We start from the raw sequence: 20,962 nt of genomic DNA, 5'->3' as shown, positions 1-20,962 counted from the left end.
TGGCGCCAAACCTGTGGGAGCGGGCTTGTCCCGCGATTGGGCCGTTATTGGGCGGCCTTGACCGCTGCGTTGAGCTTCTTCGCCGCATCGGCCGGATCGGCCTTCGGGTCGTTGATGTAGTTGGTCACCACATCGAAGAACGCCCCCTGCACGGCAAGCGTGGTCGCCATGTTGTGCGCCATGCTCGGCTGCAGGCCACCCGACTTGGCGTCCGCCAGGAAGTCCTTGGCAGCGGTCTGGGCGCAACTGTCGAAGCCATACTTGCTCATGTCGGCCAGCATGTCGTTGCGCACCGGGATCGAGCCCTTGTTAATGCTGAAGGTCTTCTGGAAGTCTTCACCCAGCACACGCTTGGCGATGTCCTGCTGGCCTGCAGTGGTGCCTTCGTTCTTCTGCTTGAACACCGCCAGCGAGTCGATGTTGTACAGGAAGCCTTTGTCAGTGCCGGGGAAGGGTACGCACTGGTAGTCCTTGCCGGCGGTCTTCTTGGCCAGGGTCCACTCGCTCTTGGCCCAGTCGCCCATGATCTGCATGCCGGCCTTGCCGTTGATGACCTTCGCGGCCTCGAGGTTCCAGTCCTGGCCCTTGCCGTCAGGGTCCATGTAGGTGGAGACCTTCTTCAGCTCGGTCAGGGCCTTGACCATCTCCGGGCCGGTCAGGGCTTTTTCGTCGAGGTCGACCAGGGCCTTCTTGTAGCCCTCCACCCCCATCACCGCCAGCACCACGTTCTCGAACACGGTGCTGTCCTGCCATGGCTGGCCACCGTGGGCCAGGGGAATGAAGCCTGCGGCCTTGAGCTTGTCGGCTGCGGCATAGAATTCGTCGAGGGTGGTCGGCGCCTTGTCGATGCCGGCCTTCTTGAACACCTCAGGGTTGATCCACAGCCAGTTGATGCGGTGGATGTTCACCGGCACGGCGACGTAGTCACCTTCGTACTTGACGGTGTCGGCGACCTTCTTGTCGAGCAGGCTGTCCCACTTCTCCTGCTTGGCGACGTCCTTGAGCACATCGCTGTCGAGCAGGCCGGTGGCCGCCCAGTCCTGGATGTCCGGGCCCTTGATCTGGGCAACGCCGGGCGGGTTGCCGGCGACGGCGCGGCTCTTGAGCACGGTCATCGCGGTGGAACCACCGCCACCGGCAACAGCGCCGTCCTTCCAGGTGAAGCCGTCTTTCTCGACCTGGGCCTTGAGGACATCAACGGCAGCTTTCTCACCACCGGAGGTCCACCAGTGCACCACCTCGACGCTGCCTTTGGATTCGGCGGCGAAGGCGCTGAGGGGCATGAGCGAGGCGAGGGAAATAGCGGCGGCGAGGCGCAGAGTGGAATTCATCGGTATACCTTTCTTGTTGTTATGCGGTGCAAGTCGTTCGCTTGCGTTGCATGAAGTCTAATGAGCGCGCAGACCAGGGCAGGTAACGAAGCGATGCGCGAATGTCATCACTTGGTTACATTGCCCAGGGCCAGCGCAGTGGCCAGGCTTGGTGCCAACGGCAGGCGCGGCAGGAGCACCGCCTGGTAGGCGTGGTAGAGATCGGGCTTGCCGCCCCAGATGCTTGCGCCAGGGCGGTTCTGCGGGTCCAGCTCATGGTGCCAGCTGCCGTGGACGCGATCGATGAAATGGCTGTCGATGAAGTCCCAGAAGCGCCGGTACCACTGCTCGTATTCACCTTCCCCGGTACGACGCAACAACGCTGCAGCCGTCGCACAGGCTTCGGCGTGGGTCCAGTGCAGGCGCGCCCGGACCACTGGCCGGTTCTGCCAGTCGAGGGTGTAGACGATGCCCGGCGCGCCATCAGCGTGCCAGGCGTGACGACAGGCATTGGCGAACAGCCCGCGCGCGTCGCTCAGCAACCACTGCGGGGCGGGCAGGCCGGCACGCTGGCGCGCGGCCTCCAGGTGCAGGACCAAGCGTGCCCACTCGAAGGCATGACCGGGCGTGGTGCCGTAGGGGCGAAAGCCGTCGGTGGGGTTGTCGTGGTTGTACTCGGGCAGCGCCTGCCAGTTGACGTCGAAATGCTCGATGACAGCGAAGTCATTGCCAGCGGCATAGGTGTGGATGATCCGTTCGACGATACGCAGGGCACGGTCCAGCCAGTGCGTCTGGCCAGTGACATCGGCCAGGGCGAGGAAAGCCTCGGTGGCGTGCATGTTGCTGTTGGCGCCACGGTAGGCTTCCGGCTGCGTCCAGTCACGGGCGAAGGACTCGCGCAGGGCGCCCTCCTCCTCGCTCCAGAAGCGCGTCTCGATGATCGCGATGGCCGCGCCGAGCAACTGCTCGGCGCCTGGTGCACCGGCGACTGTCGCAGAACTGGCGGCCAAGGCAACGAAGGCATGCAGGTAGGCGGTCTTGCCGGTGTCGCCCTCACCGTCGGCGCGGGCGAACCAGCCATCATCCCGCGCATCGCGCAACGGCCCTGCGAGCAGTGCTGCGACGCCGTGCTCCACCAGCGGCAGGCAACCAGGAATGCCCTGCACATGCGCCATGGCGAAGCAGTGGGTCATGCGCGCAGTGTGCAGGGTTTCGGCGATCGCCCTGTCGGGCAGCAGGCCATGGGCATCGAGGCTGCCGAAGCCGTCTGGCAGGCGCGAGGCCTTGGCGAAGGTCACCAGGCGCTGGCCCTCGGCGACCAGCCAGGCGTTGTGAACCGGGGAGTCGAGCCAACTGCAGAAAGGGAAATCAACGCTGTCCATCACCTGCTCAATCCTTGCCAGGGACAGGCCGGGTGCCTGTCGTCAGCGAATTCTAGCCAGCCGTCCCGGCGGGCATGTCACGAAGGCCTGCCTGAATGTCACCATCCTGTGACACTTGCAGTGGCCTCATCGCGGGACAAGCCCCACAGGGCCCCGCTGGTTTCGAAATCAGCGGGGCCCTGTGGGAGCGGGCTTGTCCCGCGATAGGGCTGGCCCAATCAATCGATATTCCGGGGCAGGAACAAGGTCACCCGCAACCCACCCTCACGCAGGTTCAACAAACTCACCTCCCCGCCATGGCTGTGGGCGATGTTACGCGCGATCCCCAGCCCCAGCCCATACCCCTGCTGCTGCCCCGCCAGGCGGAAATGCGGCTCGAACACCTGCTCCAGGCGCTGCTCCGGCACCCCCGGCCCCTGGTCGTCGACCTGCAGCACGAAGGCCTCGGTGCTGTCGATGATGCGCAGGTGCGCACGCTCGCCGTACTTGATGGCGTTGTCGATCAGGTTGCCGATGCAGCGGCGCAGCGCCAGCGACTTGCCAGGGTACGGCGCCAGCGCGCGGCCCTCCAAGGTGATGCGCCCATCGCCCAGGTAGGGTTCGGCAAGAATCTCCAGTACCTGGTTGAGGTCGATCGGTTCGATGTTTTCGTGGATGTCGGTATCTTTCACGCATTGCAGCGCGCCCTTGACCAGCAGCTCCAGCTCGTCGAGATCGCGGCTGAACTTGGCCTGCAGGTGCTCGTCTTCAAGCAGTTCCACGCGCAGGCGCAGTCGGGTGATCGGCGTGCGCAGGTCGTGGGAGATGGCGCTGAACAGCTGCGAGCGTTCGGTCAGGTAGCGGCTGATGCGCTCACGCATGGCATTGAACGCGCGCCCCACCTCGACCACTTCGCTGCCGCCACCTTCAGCCACCGGCGGCACGTCCGCCCCCAGTGACATCTCGCGCGCCGCCCGCGCCAGGCGCTTGAGCGGCCAGCTCTGCCAGTGCACCAGCAGGCCGATGAACAACAGCAGCAACAGGGTGGTCAGGGCGATGAAGCCGATCTGCTGGCGCGGCAGGCGCTCGGGTTCAAGGCCGGTATAGGGCTCGGGCAGCAGCGAGGCGATGTACAGCCACTCGCCTTCGTCCAGGCGGATCTGGGTGACCAGCACCGGCGGATTGAGCGGTTCGAGGGTCAGCGCGTAGTGGGCCCAGGAGCGCGGCAGCTCGTCGAGCTTCAGGCCGCTGTTGAAGATGCGCAGGTCGTCGGGGCTGACGAACTCGACGGAGATTTCCATCTGCTGGCCCAGGCGTTCGTGCAGCACCTGCTGGAACACCTCGATCACCGCCTGCTTGCGCGGGGTGATGGGCAGCACCGGCATGCCCAGCGGCTTTTCGTTGAGCGAGACGAAAAAGCGCGTACCGCCCATGCTGCGCAACTGGTCGAGCACCATCGGCCGGTAGGCCACCGGCAGGGAACGGAAGTAGCTGACGCTGGCGCTCATCGAGTGCGCAAGGCTGCTGGCGCTGGCGCGCAGCCCCTGCAGCTGGCTGGCGCGCAGTTGGGCGACCCAGATCACGCTCGACAGCCCCTGGGCGATCAGCACCACCAGCAAGGTGAGCAGCAACATGCGCCCGAGCAGCGAGCGCGGCAACAGGCGCAAGCGGCGCTCGCTGGCCTGCTCAGCCGGCACAGCTGACATTCGCTGCAAGCAGGTAGCCGCTGCCGCGCACGGTGCGGATCAGCCGCGGTGGCTTGTCGGTGTCGCGCAGGCGCTGGCGCAGGCGGCTGACCGCCATGTCGACGATGCGGTCCAGCGGCATCGGTTCACGCCCGCGGGTGGCATTGCCAATGGTGTCGCGGTCGAGGATCTGCTGGGGATGGTCGAGAAACAGCTTGAGCAGGGCGAAGTCGGCACCGGAGAGAATCACTTCTTCACCATCGCGGTGGAACAGGCGATGGCTGACCGTATCCAGGCGCCAGTCTTCGAAGGTGAGCACCGCGCTGGCGGGGGTGGCCGTGGTGAAGTCACAGCGACGCAGCAGGGCCTTGATCCGCGCCTGCAGCTCGCGCGGGCTGAATGGCTTGCCCAGGTAGTCGTCGGCGCCCAGCTCCAGGCCGATGACACGGTCGGCTTCATCGGAGCTGGCGGTGAGCATGATGATCGGCACCCGCGACTGACGCGGATGCTGACGCACCCAACGGCACAGGCTGAAGCCGTCCTCGTCGGGCAGCATCACGTCGAGGATCACCAGGTCGTAGTTGCCGGCATCCAGCGCGCGGCGAAAGCCCTGGCCGTCGGGTTCGGCATGGACCTGGAAGCCGGAGCGGCTGAGGTAGGTCTGCAGCAGCTCGCGAATGTCCTGATCGTCATCGACCATCAGGATGGTTTTACCGGCAGTGCTCACAATGAATTCCCTTGGGTCGGTACAGGTCTTGATGCCTGTTGTGGCGACATTCTATCGGCGTCGATGCCCTTCGCGGGCAAGCCCGCTCCTACAGTTTTTTGTGGGAGCGGGCTTGCCCGCGAATGGCACCACAACCGACCGTCAGTGGTCCAGCCTCTGCTGCAAGGCCACCCCGGCCCCGAGCAACCCGGAAAACTCCGCCGTCACCAACCATACCGGCACACCGGGGAAGTAGCCGCTCATGCAGCCCTTGTCGGCAAAGCTTGCCGCGAACCCGCTGCGCAGGAACAGCTCGGCGAAGCGCGGCACCACGCCGCCAACAATATAGACCCCGCCACGCGCCCCCAGGGTCAGCACATTGTTACCCGCGACACGCCCGAGAAAACGTGAGAACTGTTCGATCACCGCCAGGGCCTGCGGCTCGCCGCCCAGCGCGGCATCGGTGATCTGCGCCGGGGTCTTGTGACGGGGTGTGTCGCCATCCAGTGCACAGATGGCCTGGTACAGCCGCACCAGCCCACCACCACTGAGCACGGTCTCGGCGCTGACATGGCCAATCTGCCTGTGGATCTGCTGGTGGATCGCCGCCTCACGGGCATTGCCCACCGGCAGGTCGACATGCCCGCCTTCGCCCGGTAGCGCCATCCAGTGCTGCTCGCCAAGGCTCAGCAAGGTGCCGACGCCAAGGCCGGTACCCGCGCCGATGACCAGCGCCGGGCGCGCGGCGTCCGCCTGCCCGGGGCACACCTCTACGAACTCGCCAGGCTTGAGGCGGGTCATGCCCAGGGCCATGGCGGAAAAGTCGTTGATCAGCGACAGGCGCTCGACCTGCAGCACCTTGCAGAAGGCCGAGCGGCTCAGGCGCCAGTGATTGTTGGTGAAGCGAAACTCGTCGCCATCGACAGGGCCGGCTACCGACAGGCACACGTCCGAGACATCGCCACGCTTGAGGCCCTGGTCCTTGAGGTAGGCCTCGATGGCCTGCTCGGGGCTGGAATAGTCCGCTGTCGCCAGCACCTGCACCGCGTGCAGGTCATTGTCACGCCACAGGGCAAAGCGGGCGTTGGTACCGCCGATGTCACCGACCAGCGAGGCCTTCATTTGAAACGCTCCAGGGCAGAGGTAAAGGCGCTGGCGCCCTGCTCTGCCGGGCTGAACGCGACGCGCATGAAGCCGAACAGCTCGCGCCCGCACCCCAGGTCATTACCCAGGGGCGCATCAGGCTGATCGCGCCCGGCCAGCTCCTCGGCCGACACCATCAGTTGCAGCGTGCCTTCGACACCGTCGACGCGCACGATATCACCATCGCGCACCCGTGCCAGCGGCCCACCGTCATACGCTTCGGGGCACACGTGGATCGCCGCCGGGATCTTGCCCGACGCACCAGACATGCGCCCGTCGGTAACCAGCGCGACCTTGTAGCCGCGGTCCTGCAGCACGCCGAGGAACGGCGTCAGCTTGTGCAGCTCGGGCATGCCATTGCAACGTGGGCCCTGGAAGCGCACCACGGCGACGAAATCGCGCTCCAACTCGCCAGCCTTGAAGGCATCGGCCAGCGACTGCTGATCGTGGAAGACTCGCGCTGGAGCCTCGACCACCTGGTGTTCCGGCGCCACGGCAGAGACTTTCATCACCCCACGCCCCAGGTTGCCTTCCATCACCCGCAACCCGCCCTCGGCCGAGAACGGCCGCGAGGCCGGGCGCAGGATGTTTTCGTCCAGGCTGTGCTGCGGCCCTTCGCGCCACACCAGCTTGCCGTCGTCGAGGAACGGTTCCTGGGTGTAGCGGCGCAGACCGTGGCCGGCCACGGTATTGACGTCCTCGTGCAGCAGCCCGGCGTCGAGCAGTTCGCGGATCAGGAAGCTCATGCCGCCTGCGGCCTGGAAGTGGTTGATGTCGGCCTTGCCGTTGGGATAGACGTGAGACAGCGTCGGCACCACCTCGGAGAGGTCGGCCATGTCCTGCCAGGTCAGCTGGATCCCGGCAGCCTGGGCAATCGCCGGGATGTGCAGGGTGTGGTTGGTCGAACCGCCGGTGGCGTGCAGGGCGACGATGGAGTTGACCAGCGCCTTCTCGTCGACGATCTCGCCCAGGGGCATGAAGCTGCCACTGGCCTTGGTCATGCGCGTGACCTGCTGGGCCGCCTCGGCGGTCAGGGCATCGCGCAACGGGGTGTAGGGATTGACGAACGAGGCCCCCGGCAGGTGCAGGCCCATGACCTCCATCACCAGCTGGTTGGTGTTGGCCGTCCCATAGAAGGTGCAGGTGCCAGGGCTGTGGTAAGACTTCATCTCCGACTCCAGCAACTCCTCGCGGCTGGCCTTGCCTTCGGCGTAGCGCTGGCGCACGTCGGCCTTTTCCTTGTTGGAGATACCCGAAGGCATCGGCCCGCCAGGAACGAAGATGGTCGGCAGGTGGCCGAAGCGCAACGCACCCATCATCAGGCCAGGCACGATCTTGTCGCAGATGCCCAGCATCAGCGCGGCATCGAACATGTTGTGCGACAGGGCGATGGCGGTGGACATCGCGATCACTTCGCGGCTGGCGATCGCCAGCTCCATGCCAGGTTCACCCTGGGTCACGCCATCGCACATGGCCGGTACGCCACCGGCGAACTGGCCGACCGAGCCGATCTCGCGCAGCGCCTGTTTGATCTGTTCGGGGAAGTGCTGGTACGGCTGGTGCGCCGAGAGCATGTCGTTGTACGCAGAGACGATGGCCACGTTGGCGGCGTTCATCATCCGCAGGCTGTGCTTGTCCTGGCTGCCACAACCGGCCACACCGTGGGCGAAGTTGGCGCACTGCAGGCTGGCACGCATCGGGCCGTCGCTGGCCGCGCCGCGAATGAGCTCAAGGTAGCGTTCACGGGTGGCACGGCTGCGTTCGGTCAGCCTTGCGGTGACCTCAAGGATGCGCGGATGCATGTACTGGACTCCAGGCTATGTGTAAGGGCGACCTGAACCGGCATTTCCACTCCAAACGGTTGCGACCTAGGCTCAAGGCAGGGGCCGGAAAGGTCGTTGGCGTGGAAGGCTCGATCACTCGTTGTAGGTTTACCAAAATATTGCCACTAAAAATGCTTGTTTTCTATCTTGGAGTGAATAATCTTGTAATTCCAATAACAAAACCGTTTCAGTGAAGCTTCTACCCATTTTGTGCCATAGGCTTCACCCAGACTGCCAGAGGTAATGCCAATGACCCTTCGCATCGCGATCAATGGATTCGGCCGCATCGGACGCAACGTCCTGCGCGCACTCTATACCCAAGGCTACCGCCAGGACCTGCAGGTCGTCGCCATCAACGACCTGGGCGACAGCGCGATGAACGCCCACCTGCTCAAGTACGACAGCGTACATGGCACCTTCGATGCCACCGTGGAGGCCGATCATGAGAGCCTGACGGTCAACGGCGATCGCATCGCGGTCAGCGCCATCCGCAACCCCGCCGAACTGCCCTGGAAAGCCGAAGCCATCGATGTGGTGTTCGAATGCACCGGGCTGTTCACCGACCGCGCCAAGGCGGCGGCCCACATCACCGCCGGCGCCGGCAAGGTGATCATCTCGGCACCGGCCAAGGGCGCCGATGCTACCGTGGTGTATGGCGTCAACCATGATGTGCTGCGCGCCTCGCACCAGATCATCTCCAACGCCTCGTGCACCACCAACTGCCTGGCGCCGATTGCCCAGGTGCTGCACCGCGAGTTCGGCATCGAGCAGGGGCTGATGACCACCATCCACGCCTACACCAACGACCAGGTACTGACCGACGTCTACCACAGCGACCCCTACCGGGCCCGCTCGGCCACCCAATCGATGATCCCGAGCAAGACCGGCGCCGCCGAGGCCGTGGGCCTGGTGCTGCCAGAACTGGCCGGCAAGCTCACCGGCATGGCAGTGCGGGTGCCGGTGATCAACGTGTCGTTGGTCGACCTGACCGTCAACCTCAAGCGCGAAGCCAGCGCCGACGAGGTCAACCGCCTGTTCCTCGAAGCCAGCCGTCATTCGCGCGTGCTCGGCTACAACAGCCTGCCGCTGGTATCGTGCGACTTCAACCACAACCCGTTGTCGTCGATCTTCGACGCCAACCACACCCGCGCCAATGGCCGCATGCTCAAGGTGCTGGCCTGGTACGACAACGAATGGGGCTTCTCCAACCGCATGCTCGACAACTGCCTGGCGTTGTTCAGGGCGCAGTGAAAGGCCTTGGGGCTGCCTGGCGGCCCCACCTTTACCCCTTCATGACATTTCTCCGCTTGACCTGGCGCATGGATGATAAGCATTATCATTCACCCCTCATCGGCCAGGTTTCCCCGTGAGTCAGTCCCGGTTCAACTCAGTCTTCCTCACCCAGCGCCTCACCCTGCTGCGCACCTTGCAGCGCATGGTCGGCAACCCCAGCACTGCGGAGGACCTGCTGCAGGAAACCTACCTGCGGGTTACCCGCGCGCTGGGTGAGCGCCCTATCGAACACCTCGAACCCTTCGTGTTCCAGACCGCCCGCAACCTTGCCCTCGACCACTTGCGCGCGCGCCGCGTGCAGTCGCGCACTCTGGTCGACGATGTGCCCGAGCAGGTGCTGCACAATGTCGCCGCGCCGCTGGGCAACAGCGAGGATGCGGTGCATGCCGAGCAACTGCTCAAGCGCCTGAGCGTCAGCCTCGGCCAGCTCACGGCACGCCAGCAGCGCATCTTCATTCTCAGCCGCCTGCACGGTGCCAGCTACCTGGAAATCGCCGAGCAGTTGCAGGTCTCGGCCAGCACCGTGCAGAAGGAACTGAAGCTGATCATGGCGATCTGCATGGGTGTGGCCGACCGCCTCAAGTAAGCGACCGCTCGCCACCTGGGCAGGTGCTGGCTCTTGCCATGCCTGCGCACAGCGCCGATCATCTGCAAAAAACGCCATGCAAGGATCCCCCGTGAGCAACCCCGCCCCTCGCCCATCGCCCGCCGAGCCAGACGCCCGCGCCCGCGCCATGGACGAAGCGCAGGACTGGCTGATCCGCCTGCAATGCCCCACCGAGCAGGACACCCAGGACTTCGAAGCCTGGCTGGGCGCCGCCGAGCAGAACGCCGAAGCCTATGTCGAAGTCGAAGCGTTGTGGAACGGCGTCACCCTGCGCCACCTGGCGAGCGATCTGCACCAGCAGCGCCGCACTTCGCTGCGCGGGCGCCTGCGCAGCCACTGGAAACCGCTGGCCACGGCGGCCATGCTGGTGGTCGGGCTGTTCACCTTCGGCAACCTGCCAGTGCGCCTGCAGGCCGATCACCTGACGGTGGTCGGCGAACGCCAGCGGCTGCAACTGGACGATGGCGCCAAGGTGCTGCTCAACACCAACTCGGCCTTTGCCAGTGACCTGCGCGACGGGCGCCAGGTTGCGCGGCTGTTGCAGGGCGAAGCCTATTTCGAAGTGCCCGGCGGCAACCAGCCGCCGCTTGAAGTCCAGGCCGGCCCCTTGCGCGCCCAGGTACGCGACACCAACTTCGCCGTACGCTACCTCGATGGCCAGGCGCAGGTGCGCGTGCAGCGCGGCGACGTCGACCTGCAGGCCGCCAGCGACCAGCGCATCCGCTTGAGCGCCGGTGACAGCATCAGCGTCGGGCCTGATGGCTTCGGTCAACGCCAGCGCGCCGACCTGCACAAGGAACTGGCCTGGATCGATGGCCGCCTGGTGTTCGAGAACTGCCCGTTGAGCCAGGTACTCGATGAACTGCGCCGCTACTACCCGGGCTGGATCATCAACCGCAACGACCACCTGCAACAGGTGGCCGTTACCGGCAACTACCGCCTGGACCAGCCCCTGGAGACCCTGCGGGCCCTGGCCCATATCACCTCGGCGCAGTTGCACGAATATCCGGCGGTGGTGATTCTCAACTGAGTGATGCCTGTGGGGGCGTCGAACCGCCGCCCCCACTAAATTATTTTTACGCGACTCCCACACCACGTCCGTCTCGTTATAGCCAATGCAACTGATTCTTGTTCGAAAACAAGAACTGCACTCACCTATAACAGTTCGCGCGACAGGGAGCGCTTCCGATGTCCTCAGGTCCAACCCGCCCTTCCCCCTCTTCCCGACGCATGGGGCAACTGTCCCTGCTGACCCTGGCACTGCTGGCCAGTGGCGCCTGCAGCCTGCCCGCGCTGGCCGCAGAGCCTGCCCAGGCCGCCAGCCCACGCATGGGCGACTACCGTTTCGCCATTGCCCAGCAGCCACTGGTCTCGGCAATCAATGCGTTCAGCGAAGTCACTGGCTGGCAGGTCGGCTTCTCCGCCGAGCTGGCCGAGGGCGTGGCTTCGCCGGGCGTGCAAGGGGCACTGGCACCGGAAGCGGCACTGCAGAAACTGCTGCACGGCACCGGCCTGGGCTTTCGCAAGATCGGCAACGGCAACGTCGTGCTCGAGCGCCAGACCGCAGGCAACGCCATCGCCCTGCAACAGTTGACCGTCAGCGCTACCCGCAGCGCCCAGGACGTAAGCCAGGTGCCGAGCACGGTCAGCGTGCAGACCCGCGGGCAACTGGACCGCCAGAACGTCAACGACATCAAGCAACTGGTGCGCTACGAGCCCGGCGTCTCGGTGGGCGGTGTCGGCCAGCGCAGCGGCCTGAACGGCTACAACATCCGCGGCATCGACGGTGAGCGGATCCTCACCCAGGTCGATGGCGTGTCGATCCCCGACAGCTTCTTCTACGGCCCCTACGCCCAGACCCAGCGCAATTACGTCGACCCCGAGATCGTCAAGCGCGTCGAGATCCTGCGTGGTCCGGCCTCGGTGCTGTACGGCAGCAACGCCATCGGCGGCGCGGTCAGCTACTACACCCTCGATCCGGACGACATCATCAAGCCCGGCCAGGACGTCGGCGCGCGCCTGAAGACCGGCTACAGCTCGGCCGACGAGAGCTGGCTGACCTCCGCCACCGTCGCTGGCCGCCAGGGCGACTTCGACGGTCTGCTGCACCTGAGCCAGCGCAACGGCCACGAGACCGAATCCTACGGTGGCCACGGCGGCACCGGCCTTGCCCGCACCGAAGCCAACCCGGAAGACGTGCGCACCACCAACGTGCTGGCCAAGCTGGGCTGGAACTACGCTGACGACGCGCGCCTGGGCTTCACCTACGAACACTACAAGGACGACCGCGACCAGAACATCCTCAGCGCGGTGGGCGGCCCATTCATCCCCGGCCGTGGTGCGTCGAACATGTATCGGATGCGTGAAGGCAACGACACCGTCACCCGCGAGCGCTTCGGCATCAACCACGAGTTCGGCCTCGACAGCCTGGTCGCGGACCACGTCAAGTGGAGCCTGAATTACCAGATCGCCAAGACCGACCAACGTACCGACGAGCTCTACTTCGCCTCCGGTCGCCAGGTGTTCCGCGACCGCCAGACCACCTACAAGGACCGCCAGTGGGTGTTCGATGGTCAGTTGGACAAAGCCTTCAGCATCGGCGAGACCGACCACCTGCTCACCTATGGCACCACAATCAAGCACGAGAAGGTCACCGGCTCGCGCAGCGGTACCGGCACTTGCCTGAACATCGGCGGCACCTGCCGCGCCATCGGCCAGAACAGCGCGAGTGATAGCCAGGCGCTGGTCAGCGACTTCCCGGACCCGACCATCAACACCTACAGCCTGTTCGCCCAGGACGAGATCCGCTGGAACAACTGGACCTTCCTGCCGGGTGCGCGTTACGACTACACCCGCATGGAACCGAAGATGACCGCCGAATTCCTGCGGGGCATCCAGGGCACCGGCGCGGCACCGTCCAGCGTCGACGATTCGGACAAGAAGTGGCACCGCGTCTCACCCAAATTCGGCATCACCTACGCCTTCAACGATAACTACACCTGGTATGGCCAGTACGCAGAAGGCTTCCGCACCCCAACCGCCAAGGCCATGTACGGGCGCTTCGACAACCCGACCCTGGGCTATCGCGTCGAACCCAACCCGAACCTGGAACCCGAGAAGAGCAAGAGCTACGAGACCGGCCTGCGCGGCAACTTCGACGCCGGCAACTTCGACGTGGCGGTGTTCTACAACAAGTACCGCGACTTCATCAACGAAGACGCCGTGCAGTCGGCCAACCTGGGCTCGACCTTCCAGGCCAACAACATCAAGCACGCGACCATCAAGGGTGCCGAGTTCAAGGGTCGCCTGAACCTCGACCACTTCGGTGCGCCGCAGGGCCTCTACACCCAGGGCTCCCTGGCCTACGCCCATGGCCGCAACGACGACAACGGCCAGCCGCTGAACAGCGTCAACCCACTGACCGCCGTGATGGGCCTGGGCTACGAACAGCAGAACTACGGCGGCCTGCTCAGCTGGACACTGGTCAAGCGCAAGAACCGTGTCGACGACTCCACCTTCTTCGCCCCCGACGGCGCCAGCAAGCAGTTCCGCACCCCAGGCTACGGCGTGCTGGACCTGACCGGCTTCTACAAGGTGACTGAAGACGTGACCGTCAACGCAGGTCTCTACAACCTCACCGACAAGAAGTACTGGCAGTGGGATGACGTGCGCGGCTACGACGGCCTTGGCGAGGCGGCAGTGACCCAGCCGGCCAACCTCGACCGCCTGACCATGCCGGGACGCAACTTTGCCATCAATGTGATCTGGGACATCTGATCCAGGCCAGCATCCCTGCGGGAGTGGCCCTGTGCCGCTCCCGCAAGGGGCATCCCTCTCCCCCGCCCGAACACAAATGCCTCCCACTCCCAGGTGAGGTTTTTTTACTGTCCTGCGTCTTCTCTTTCGTCTTGTACCTAGACAGCCCCATTTCCCAAGGATGCACCCATGACCAGCCACACCTCCGAGCGCGCCGCCCTGCGCTCGCAACGCCTGAACCAGGTCACCCACGCACCGCACACCGAGCTGGACGCTCTGGTCAAGTCGCACGCGCCGTTCGACAGCCGCGAGAGCTTCGCCCGCTTCGTCGTCGCCCAGTACCTGTTCCAGTCCGAGCTGCAGGCGCTGTACACCGACCCTGCACTGATCGCCATCGTCCCTGACCTGGCCGAGCGTTGCCGGGCCGAACAGGCGCGCCTGGACCTGGCCGACCTGAACACCGAAGTACCCGCCCCGGTTGCCGGCGCTCTGGTCAAACCAAGCCTGGGCGAAGCCCTGGGCTGGATCTTCGTCTCCGAAGGCTCCAAACTGGGCGCAGCGTTCCTGATCAAGCGTGCCGTGGCCCTGGAGCTGTCCGACAGCTTCGGCGCCCGTCACCTGGGCGAGCCGGCCGGCGGCCGTGCAGAGGGCTGGAAACAGTTCACCCGCATCCTCGACAGCCTGGAGTTGTCGGCCGAAGAGGACGCCGCCGCCGAGCGTGGCGCAGTCGCTGCCTTCGAGCGCTTCACCGAGCTGCTCAAGCACGCCTACGCCACGGATGCCGCGCTGGCCTGAGACGCACCTGCCGGCCACCATTCGGGTGGCCGGACCGCTTTGCAGTGAGACCATGACCCGACTTGCCCGCTCCCGACTGTCCCGCCTGCTGTATGCGATCCTGGCTTATGTCAGCCTCGGGATAGGTCTGGTCGCCATCGTCATTCCTGGCTTGCCCACCACCGAGTTCATCCTCCTGGCCGCCTGGGCCGCGACCCGCAGTTCGCCGCGCCTGTCCGCCTGGCTGGAGAACCACCGTCTGTTCGGGCCGATCCTGTGGAACTGGCGCAACGGCAAGGTGATCCAGCGCCGCGCCAAGGTCAGCGCAACCATCAGCATGCTGCTGTGCGCAGGGTTGATGCTCACCGTTCTCGAACACCACTGGCCAGTGTTTCTTGCCATCGCCGGGATGACCCTGGGCAACCTGTGGATCTGGTCGCGCCCCGAACAACCCACCGCACCACTGCCCGCCCAACTGCAACGCTGAGCATTTGCATCCTTGCGCGGGATGTACTGCAATGGGATCCACTCAGGAGGATCCTGCATGCCCCAGTTGCTCGACACCATCGCCCGTGAACTGAAACTCGACCATGCCGCCCTGCGCTGGCACGGCGTCGGCGGGCTGCCCTCGACCTTCGCCGTCACCGACCTGGCCGCCGCGAGCATGGCCGCCGCCGGTCTGGCACTGGCCAGCCTGCTGCAGCGCCAGACCGACCACTGCCCGCTGGTCAGCATCGATCGGCGCCTGGCCTCGTTCTGGTTTGCCACCAGCCTGCGCCCCCAGGGCTGGCAGACACCGCCTCTGTGGGATGCCGTCGCCGGCGACTACCCCACCCGCGATGGCTGGATTCGCCTGCACACCAACGCTCCCCATCATCGCCAGGCCGCACTCGGCGTGCTGGGCACCCCGGCCGATCGCCAGGCGGTCGCCGAGCAGGTCCGGCGCTGGGACGGCGAGGCGCTGGAAAGCGCCGTGGTCGAAGCCGGAGGCTGTGCGGCGAAGATGCGCAGTTGGGCCGAATGGTGCGAGCACCCGCAGGGGCGGGCAGTGAACATGGAGCCACTGGTGTTGCGCGAGCATTTCGACGCGGCAGCGCCATTGGCCTGGCAAGGCTGTGAAACACGTCCGCTGGCCGGCATCAAGGTGCTCGACCTCACCCGCATTCTCGCCGGCCCTACAGCCAGCCGTCTGCTGGCAGGCTTCGGCGCCGACGTGCTGCGCATCGACCCACCCGGCTGGGACGAACCGGCGGTGGTCGCCGAAGTCACCCTGGGCAAGCGCTGTGCGCGCCTGGACTTGCGCGCGACGCCTGACCGCAAGGTGTTCGAGCGGTTGCTGGGTGAGGCCGACATCCTCCTGCATGGCTATCGCGCCGATGCACTGGAACATCTGGGTTTCGGCGCACAGCGCAGGCGTCAGCTCAACCCCGGGCTGATCGACGTCAGCCTCAACGCCTACGGCTGGAGCGGCCCCTGGCAGGAACGTCGAGGCTTCGACAGCCTGGTGCAGATGAGCAGCGGCATCGCCCGCGAAGGCATGCGCTGGAAACAAACGGAAAAACCCGTGCCTTTGCCGGTGCAGGCGCTCGACCATGCAACCGGGTACCTGATGGCGGCCGAAGCGATCCGTGGGCTGGAGCAGCGCCTGGCTGGAAGGGCCGGTTACCGGGCACGGCTGTCCCTGGCACGCACCGCCAAGCTGTTGGTGGAGCATGGAACGATGGGGGATGACTTGCCCCTGGCAGCAGAAACGCCCGAGGATCTCGACCCGCATCTGGAACGGACACCTTGGGGGACCGCGCAAAGGATCAGGGGGCCGTTGAAGGTTGGGCCTGCCCATATGCACTGGGCACGCGGGGCATGCGAGCTGGGCTCGGCTCAAGCGCGTTGGTGACGGTTACGACCTCCACCCACTTACAAACTCAGCGCCCCCGAGTACAGCGCGTAAGCCGCCACCGCCGCCCCCACCAGCACCGCCGCGAATATCAGCTTCTCCCAGCGGCTGAACACCACCTGCCCCTGTTCATGCCTGGCCCGGGCAAACAGGATCACCCCCGGCGCATACAACAGCGCCGAAAGCAGCAGGTACTTGAGGCCCCCGGCATACAGCAACCACAACGCATAGACCAGCGCCAGCAACGCCACCGCCAGATCCTTGCGCCGCAGCCCCGCCTGCCCGGCATAACTCTCGCCCCGCCAGGCCAGCAGCACGGCGTAGGCCGCTGACCAGAAGTACGGCACCAGGATCATCGACGACGCCAGGTAGATCAGGCTGGTATAGGTGCCGGCCGAAAACAGGGTGATCAGCAGAAAGCCCTGGATCATGCTGTTGGTCAGCCACAAGGCATTGGCCGGCACATGATTGGCATTTTCCCTGGCCAGAAAACGCGGCATGGTCTGGTCGCGAGCGGTGGCGAAGAGGATCTCGGCGCACAGCAACGCCCATGACAGCAGCGCCCCAAGCAGCGACACCGCCAACCCGATACTGATCAGCATCGCCCCCCAGGGCCCGACGATATGCTCCAGCACCGAGGCCAGCGACGGGTTCTGCAACCCGGCCAGTTCAGGCCGGGTCATCACCCCCAGCGACAGCACGTTGACCAGCACCAGCAGCGCCAGCACCCCGAGAAAGCCGATCACCGTGGCCTTGCCGACATCCGACCGGTGCAGCGCACGCCCGGAGTAGACACTGGCGCCCTCGATGCCGATGAACACGAACACCGTCACCAGCATCATGTTGCGCACCTGCTCCAGCACGCTGCCGAACTTCGGATTGCCCAGCCCCCAGATATCGCGGGTGAAGATATCCGCGCGGAAGGCGAAGGCCGCGATGACGATGAAGATCAGCAGTGGCACGACCTTGGCCACCGTGGTGACCTGGTTGATGAAGGTCGCCTCCTTGATGCCGCGCAGCACCAAAAAATGCACCGCCCACAGCAACAGCGAAGCGCAGCCGATGGCTATCGGCGTGTTGCCTTCACCGAACACGGGAAAGTAGAAACCCAGGGTACTGAACAACAGGACGAAGTAGCCGACATTGCCCAGCCAGGCACTGATCCAGTAACCCCAGGCCGACGAGAAGCCCATGTAGTCGCCAAAGCCGGCTTTGGCATAGGCGTAGACGCCCGAGTCCAGGTCAGGCTTGCGGTTGGCCAGGGTCTGGAACACGAAGGCCAGCGCCAGCATGCCGACGGCCGTGATGGCCCAGCCGATCAGGACCGCGCCAACGTCGGCACGGGCGGCCATGTTCTGCGGCAATGAAAAGATCCCGCCGCCGATCATCGAACCGACCACCAGGGCGATCAGCGCCCCCAGGCGAAGCTTATGTCCCGGTTCGCCCATCTGCTGCTCCCTCACGCCTGTCGCCTGTATGAAACATAACGGCCATTACATATAAATGTTACAGCTTTTTTATTAATCAAAGCCATTAAAGCTATAGCACTCATAACGCATTTGTCTATATGACGACGGCGGCCAATGTGCACATTGTCGAGCAACTCGCAAATTCGCGACACCCTGTCGAACGGCCCGTGAAAAATTTGCGAAACCGGTAAAAGCGACTAGCTTGAGAGTTCGCAAGCCAAACAGAGCGTTTGCTCTAGAAGTACATGGAGGTGCCAGCGCACAAGGCTTGCAGCAAAGCGGTCGGCACTCTTCAGGAGACCCGAGAAAGAATTTCTCTGACGCTGTTGCGCCATGAACTGATCCACATCAGCGAATGACTACAGCGCCGGATTTATTCTGTCGTCAACTTTCTCCTGGCATGGAGTTGTTAAATGTCTGATTCTCCCGGAAAACTTAAACTCGGCGCATTAGTTGCACTTGTCGTGGGGTCGATGATTGGTGGGGGGATCTTCTCCCTGCCGCAAAACATGGCCGCCAGCGCGGGCGTAGGTGCCGTGCTGATCGGCTGGGCCATCACGGCCGTCGGCATGCTCACCCTGGCCTTCGTGTTCCAGACCCTGGCCAATCGCAAACCTGATCTGGATGGTGGCGTGTACGCCTACGCCAAGGCCGGCTTTGGCGACTACATGGGCTTTTCGTCGGCCTGGGGCTACTGGATCAGTGCCTGGCTGGGCAACGTCGGCTACTTCGTCCTGCTGTTCAGCACCCTGGGGTACTTCTTCCCGGTCTTCGGTGAAGGCAACACCCCGGCAGCAGTGATCGGCGCATCACTGCTGCTGTGGGGCGTGCACTTCCTGGTCCTGCGCGGCATCAAGGAGGCGGCGTTCATCAACCTGGTCACCACCGTGGCCAAAGTCGTGCCGCTGGCGCTGTTCGCACTGATCTGCCTGTTCGCCTTCAAGCTCGACGTGTTCACCGCCGACATCTGGGGCCTGGGCTCGCCCGACCTCGGCAGCGTGATGGACCAGGTGCGCAACATGATGCTGGTCACCGTATGGGTGTTCATCGGCATCGAGGGCGCAAGCATCTTCTCCTCGCGGGCGGCAAAACGCTCCGACGTGGGCAAGGCAACGGTCATCGGTTTCATCACCGTGCTGCTGTTCCTGGTGCTGGTCAACGTGCTGTCGATGGGCGTGATGACCCAGCCGGAGCTGGCCAAGCTGCAGAACCCGTCGATGGCCGCGGTGCTGGAGCATGTGGTCGGTCACTGGGGCGCGGTGCTGATCAGCGTCGGCCTGATCATCTCGCTGCTGGGGGCACTGCTGTCGTGGGTGCTGCTGTGCGCGGAGATCATGTTCGCCGCCGCCAAGGACCACACCATGCCCGAGTTCCTGCGCCGCGAGAACGCCAACCAGGTGCCGGCCAACGCCCTGTGGCTGACCAACGCCATGGTGCAGATCTTCCTGGTCATCACCCTGTTCTCCAACAGCACCTACCTGTCGCTGATCTACCTCGCCACCTCGATGATCCTGGTGCCCTACCTGTGGTCGGCGGCCTACGCGGTACTGCTGGCGGTGCGCAGCGAAACCTACGAACAGGCCCTCGCCGAACGCAAGAAGGACCTGATCATCGGCGGTATCGCCCTGCTGTACGCGATCTGGCTGCTGTACGCCGGAGGCGTGAAATACCTGCTGCTGTCGGCCCTGCTCTACGCCCCTGGCGCGATCCTGTTCGCCAAGGCCAAGCGCGAGGTCGGCCAACCGATTTTCACCAACGTGGAAAAACTGATCTTCGCCGCTGTGATCGTCGGCGCCCTGGTGGCGGCCTACGGGTTATACGACGGCTTCCTGACCCTTTGACCACGTCTTCGTATGATTGGAGGAATCATCATGTCCACGGATAAACAGAAATACGGCGTGCATTCCGAAGCCGGCAAGCTACGCAAGGTGATGGTCTGCGCCCCGGGACTGGCGCACAAGCGACTGACCCCCAGCAACTGCGATGAACTGCTGTTCGACGACGTGATCTGGGTCGACCAGGCCAAACGCGACCACTTCGACTTCGTCACCAAGATGCGCGAACGCGGCGTCGATGTGCTGGAAATGCACAACCTGCTGACCGACATCGTGCAGAACAAGGAGGCCCTGGCCTGGATCCTCGATCGCAAGATCACCCCCAATACCGTTGGCGTTGGCCTGACCAATGAAGTGCGCAGCTGGCTCGAAGGCCTCGATCCGCGCCACCTGGCCGAGTTCCTGATCGGCGGCGTGGCCGGCCAGGACCTGCCACAGAGCGAAGGCGCCGATGTGGTGAAGATGTACAACGACTACCTCGGCCACTCCAGCTTCATCCTGCCGCCCCTGCCCAACACCCAGTTCACCCGCGACACCACCTGCTGGATCTACGGCGGCGTCACGCTGAACCCGATGTACTGGCCGGCGCGACGCCAGGAAACCCTGTTGACCACCGCCGTATACAAGTTCCACAAGGAATTCACCGGCGCCGACTTCCAGATCTGGTATGGCGACCCTGACAAGGAACACGGCAGCGCCACTCTCGAAGGCGGCGATGTCATGCCGATCGGCAAGGGCATCGTGCTCATCGGCATGGGCGAGCGCACCTCGCGCCAGGCCATCGGCCAACTGGCACAGAACCTGTTCGCCAAGGGCGCAGTGGAAAAAGTCATCGTCGCCGGCCTGCCCAAGTCGCGTGCCGCGATGCACCTGGACACCGTGTTCAGCTTCTGCGACCGCGACCTGGTCACGGTCTTCCCGGAAGTGGTGCGCGAGATCGTGCCGTTCATCATCCGCCCCGACGAAAGCAAGCCCTACGGCATGGATGTGCGCCGTGAGAACAAGTCGTTCATCGAGGTGGTCGGCGAGCAGCTCGGGGTCAAGCTGCGCGTGGTCGAGACTGGCGGCAACAGCTTCGCCGCCGAACGCGAACAGTGGGATGACGGCAACAACGTGGTGGCCCTGGAGCCTGGCGTGGTCATCGGCTACGACCGCAACACCTACACCAACACATTGCTGCGCAAGGCCGGGATCGAGGTCATCACCATCAGCGCCGGTGAACTGGGCCGTGGTCGTGGCGGCGGCCACTGCATGACCTGCCCGATCGTACGCGACCCTATCGACTACTAACGCCCTCGATCCGGCC

At 64.6% G+C, this 20,962-nt stretch carries 16 protein-coding genes; 9 read left to right on the top strand and 7 right to left on the bottom strand.

The window, feature by feature from the left end; translation table 11 throughout:
* Positions 1–44: 44 nt before the first annotated feature.
* The 6 genes from AC2CGW_RS13400 to edd all read right to left on the bottom strand — a co-directional run bounded on the left by AC2CGW_RS13400 (position 45) and on the right by edd (position 8,007).
* Complete coding sequence (locus tag AC2CGW_RS13400) at positions 45–1,331, bottom strand: ABC transporter substrate-binding protein (protein WP_484574158.1); 1,287 nt, start codon at positions 1,329–1,331, stop codon at positions 45–47.
* 107 nt (positions 1,332–1,438) lie between these two features.
* Entirely contained in the window at positions 1,439–2,692 is a 1,254-nt protein-coding gene (locus tag AC2CGW_RS13395; protein WP_484574157.1) for a D-mannose isomerase, read from the bottom strand.
* 218 nt (positions 2,693–2,910) lie between these two features.
* Positions 2,911–4,377 (bottom strand): ATP-binding protein, encoded by a 1,467-nt coding sequence (locus tag AC2CGW_RS13390; protein WP_426352558.1) that lies wholly within the window; start codon positions 4,375–4,377, stop codon positions 2,911–2,913.
* Positions 4,358–5,056, bottom strand: coding sequence for a response regulator (locus AC2CGW_RS13385; protein WP_189657787.1), 699 nt, complete (start codon positions 5,054–5,056; stop codon positions 4,358–4,360). Before AC2CGW_RS13385 ends, AC2CGW_RS13390 begins: the two co-directional genes overlap by 20 nt.
* 168 nt (positions 5,057–5,224) lie before the next feature.
* The gene (locus AC2CGW_RS13380) at positions 5,225–6,184 is read right to left on the bottom strand and encodes a glucokinase (protein ID WP_186667953.1); all 960 of its coding nucleotides are present in this window, start codon (positions 6,182–6,184) and stop codon (positions 5,225–5,227) included.
* Positions 6,181–8,007 carry a phosphogluconate dehydratase gene (edd, locus tag AC2CGW_RS13375; RefSeq protein ID WP_484574156.1) on the bottom strand — a complete coding sequence of 609 codons (1,827 nt, stop codon included), beginning with the start codon at positions 8,005–8,007 and terminating at the stop codon, positions 6,181–6,183. The genes AC2CGW_RS13380 and edd overlap by 4 nt, the downstream gene beginning before the upstream one ends.
* A gap of 270 nt (positions 8,008–8,277) precedes the next feature.
* Between edd and gap the strand changes: the two genes are divergently transcribed.
* The 7 genes from gap (at position 8,278) to AC2CGW_RS13340 (ending at position 16,352) form a co-directional block, all read left to right on the top strand.
* Positions 8,278–9,279, top strand: coding sequence for a type I glyceraldehyde-3-phosphate dehydrogenase (gene gap, locus AC2CGW_RS13370; protein ID WP_186721717.1), 1,002 nt, complete (start codon positions 8,278–8,280; stop codon positions 9,277–9,279).
* A 115-nt stretch (positions 9,280–9,394) separates the two neighbouring features.
* Positions 9,395–9,907: an RNA polymerase sigma factor gene (locus tag AC2CGW_RS13365; protein WP_054895146.1), complete on the top strand. Its 513-nt coding sequence runs from the start codon at positions 9,395–9,397 to the stop codon at positions 9,905–9,907.
* Between the two features lie 148 nt (positions 9,908–10,055).
* Positions 10,056–10,958 (top strand): FecR family protein, encoded by a 903-nt coding sequence (locus AC2CGW_RS13360; protein ID WP_484574219.1) that lies wholly within the window; start codon positions 10,056–10,058, stop codon positions 10,956–10,958.
* A 158-nt stretch (positions 10,959–11,116) separates the two neighbouring features.
* Positions 11,117–13,705, top strand: a complete 2,589-nt coding sequence (locus AC2CGW_RS13355; RefSeq protein WP_484574155.1) for a TonB-dependent receptor — start codon at positions 11,117–11,119, stop codon at positions 13,703–13,705.
* Between the two features lie 168 nt (positions 13,706–13,873).
* Positions 13,874–14,479 carry a biliverdin-producing heme oxygenase gene (locus tag AC2CGW_RS13350; protein WP_186667935.1) on the top strand — a complete coding sequence of 202 codons (606 nt, stop codon included), beginning with the start codon at positions 13,874–13,876 and terminating at the stop codon, positions 14,477–14,479.
* Positions 14,480–14,531: 52 nt separating this feature from the next.
* Positions 14,532–14,945 (top strand): YbaN family protein, encoded by a 414-nt coding sequence (locus AC2CGW_RS13345; RefSeq protein ID WP_186667933.1) that lies wholly within the window; start codon positions 14,532–14,534, stop codon positions 14,943–14,945.
* Positions 14,946–15,002: 57 nt separating this feature from the next.
* Complete coding sequence (locus AC2CGW_RS13340) at positions 15,003–16,352, top strand: CoA transferase (protein ID WP_411383861.1); 1,350 nt, start codon at positions 15,003–15,005, stop codon at positions 16,350–16,352.
* Between the two features lie 20 nt (positions 16,353–16,372).
* Here the strand turns inward: AC2CGW_RS13340 and arcD (AC2CGW_RS13335) are convergent, their stop codons facing one another.
* Complete coding sequence (arcD, locus tag AC2CGW_RS13335; RefSeq protein WP_186667929.1) at positions 16,373–17,800, bottom strand: arginine-ornithine antiporter; 1,428 nt, start codon at positions 17,798–17,800, stop codon at positions 16,373–16,375.
* A gap of 434 nt (positions 17,801–18,234) precedes the next feature.
* Here arcD (AC2CGW_RS13335) and arcD (AC2CGW_RS13330) point away from each other — a divergent pair, with 434 nt between their 5' ends.
* Both arcD (AC2CGW_RS13330) and arcA read left to right on the top strand, forming a co-directional pair.
* The gene (gene arcD, locus AC2CGW_RS13330) at positions 18,235–19,662 is read left to right on the top strand and encodes an arginine-ornithine antiporter (protein ID WP_186667927.1); all 1,428 of its coding nucleotides are present in this window, start codon (positions 18,235–18,237) and stop codon (positions 19,660–19,662) included.
* Positions 19,663–19,692: 30 nt separating this feature from the next.
* Positions 19,693–20,946, top strand: a complete 1,254-nt coding sequence (arcA, locus tag AC2CGW_RS13325) for an arginine deiminase (protein WP_186667925.1) — start codon at positions 19,693–19,695, stop codon at positions 20,944–20,946.
* The last annotated feature ends 16 nt before the right edge of the window (positions 20,947–20,962 follow it).

The sequence above is a fragment of the Pseudomonas sp. SYWMCR5 genome, from assembly GCF_057197165.1.
Note: the sequence above shows the minus strand (reverse complement) of the source record. Positions and strands in the feature narration are given on the sequence as shown.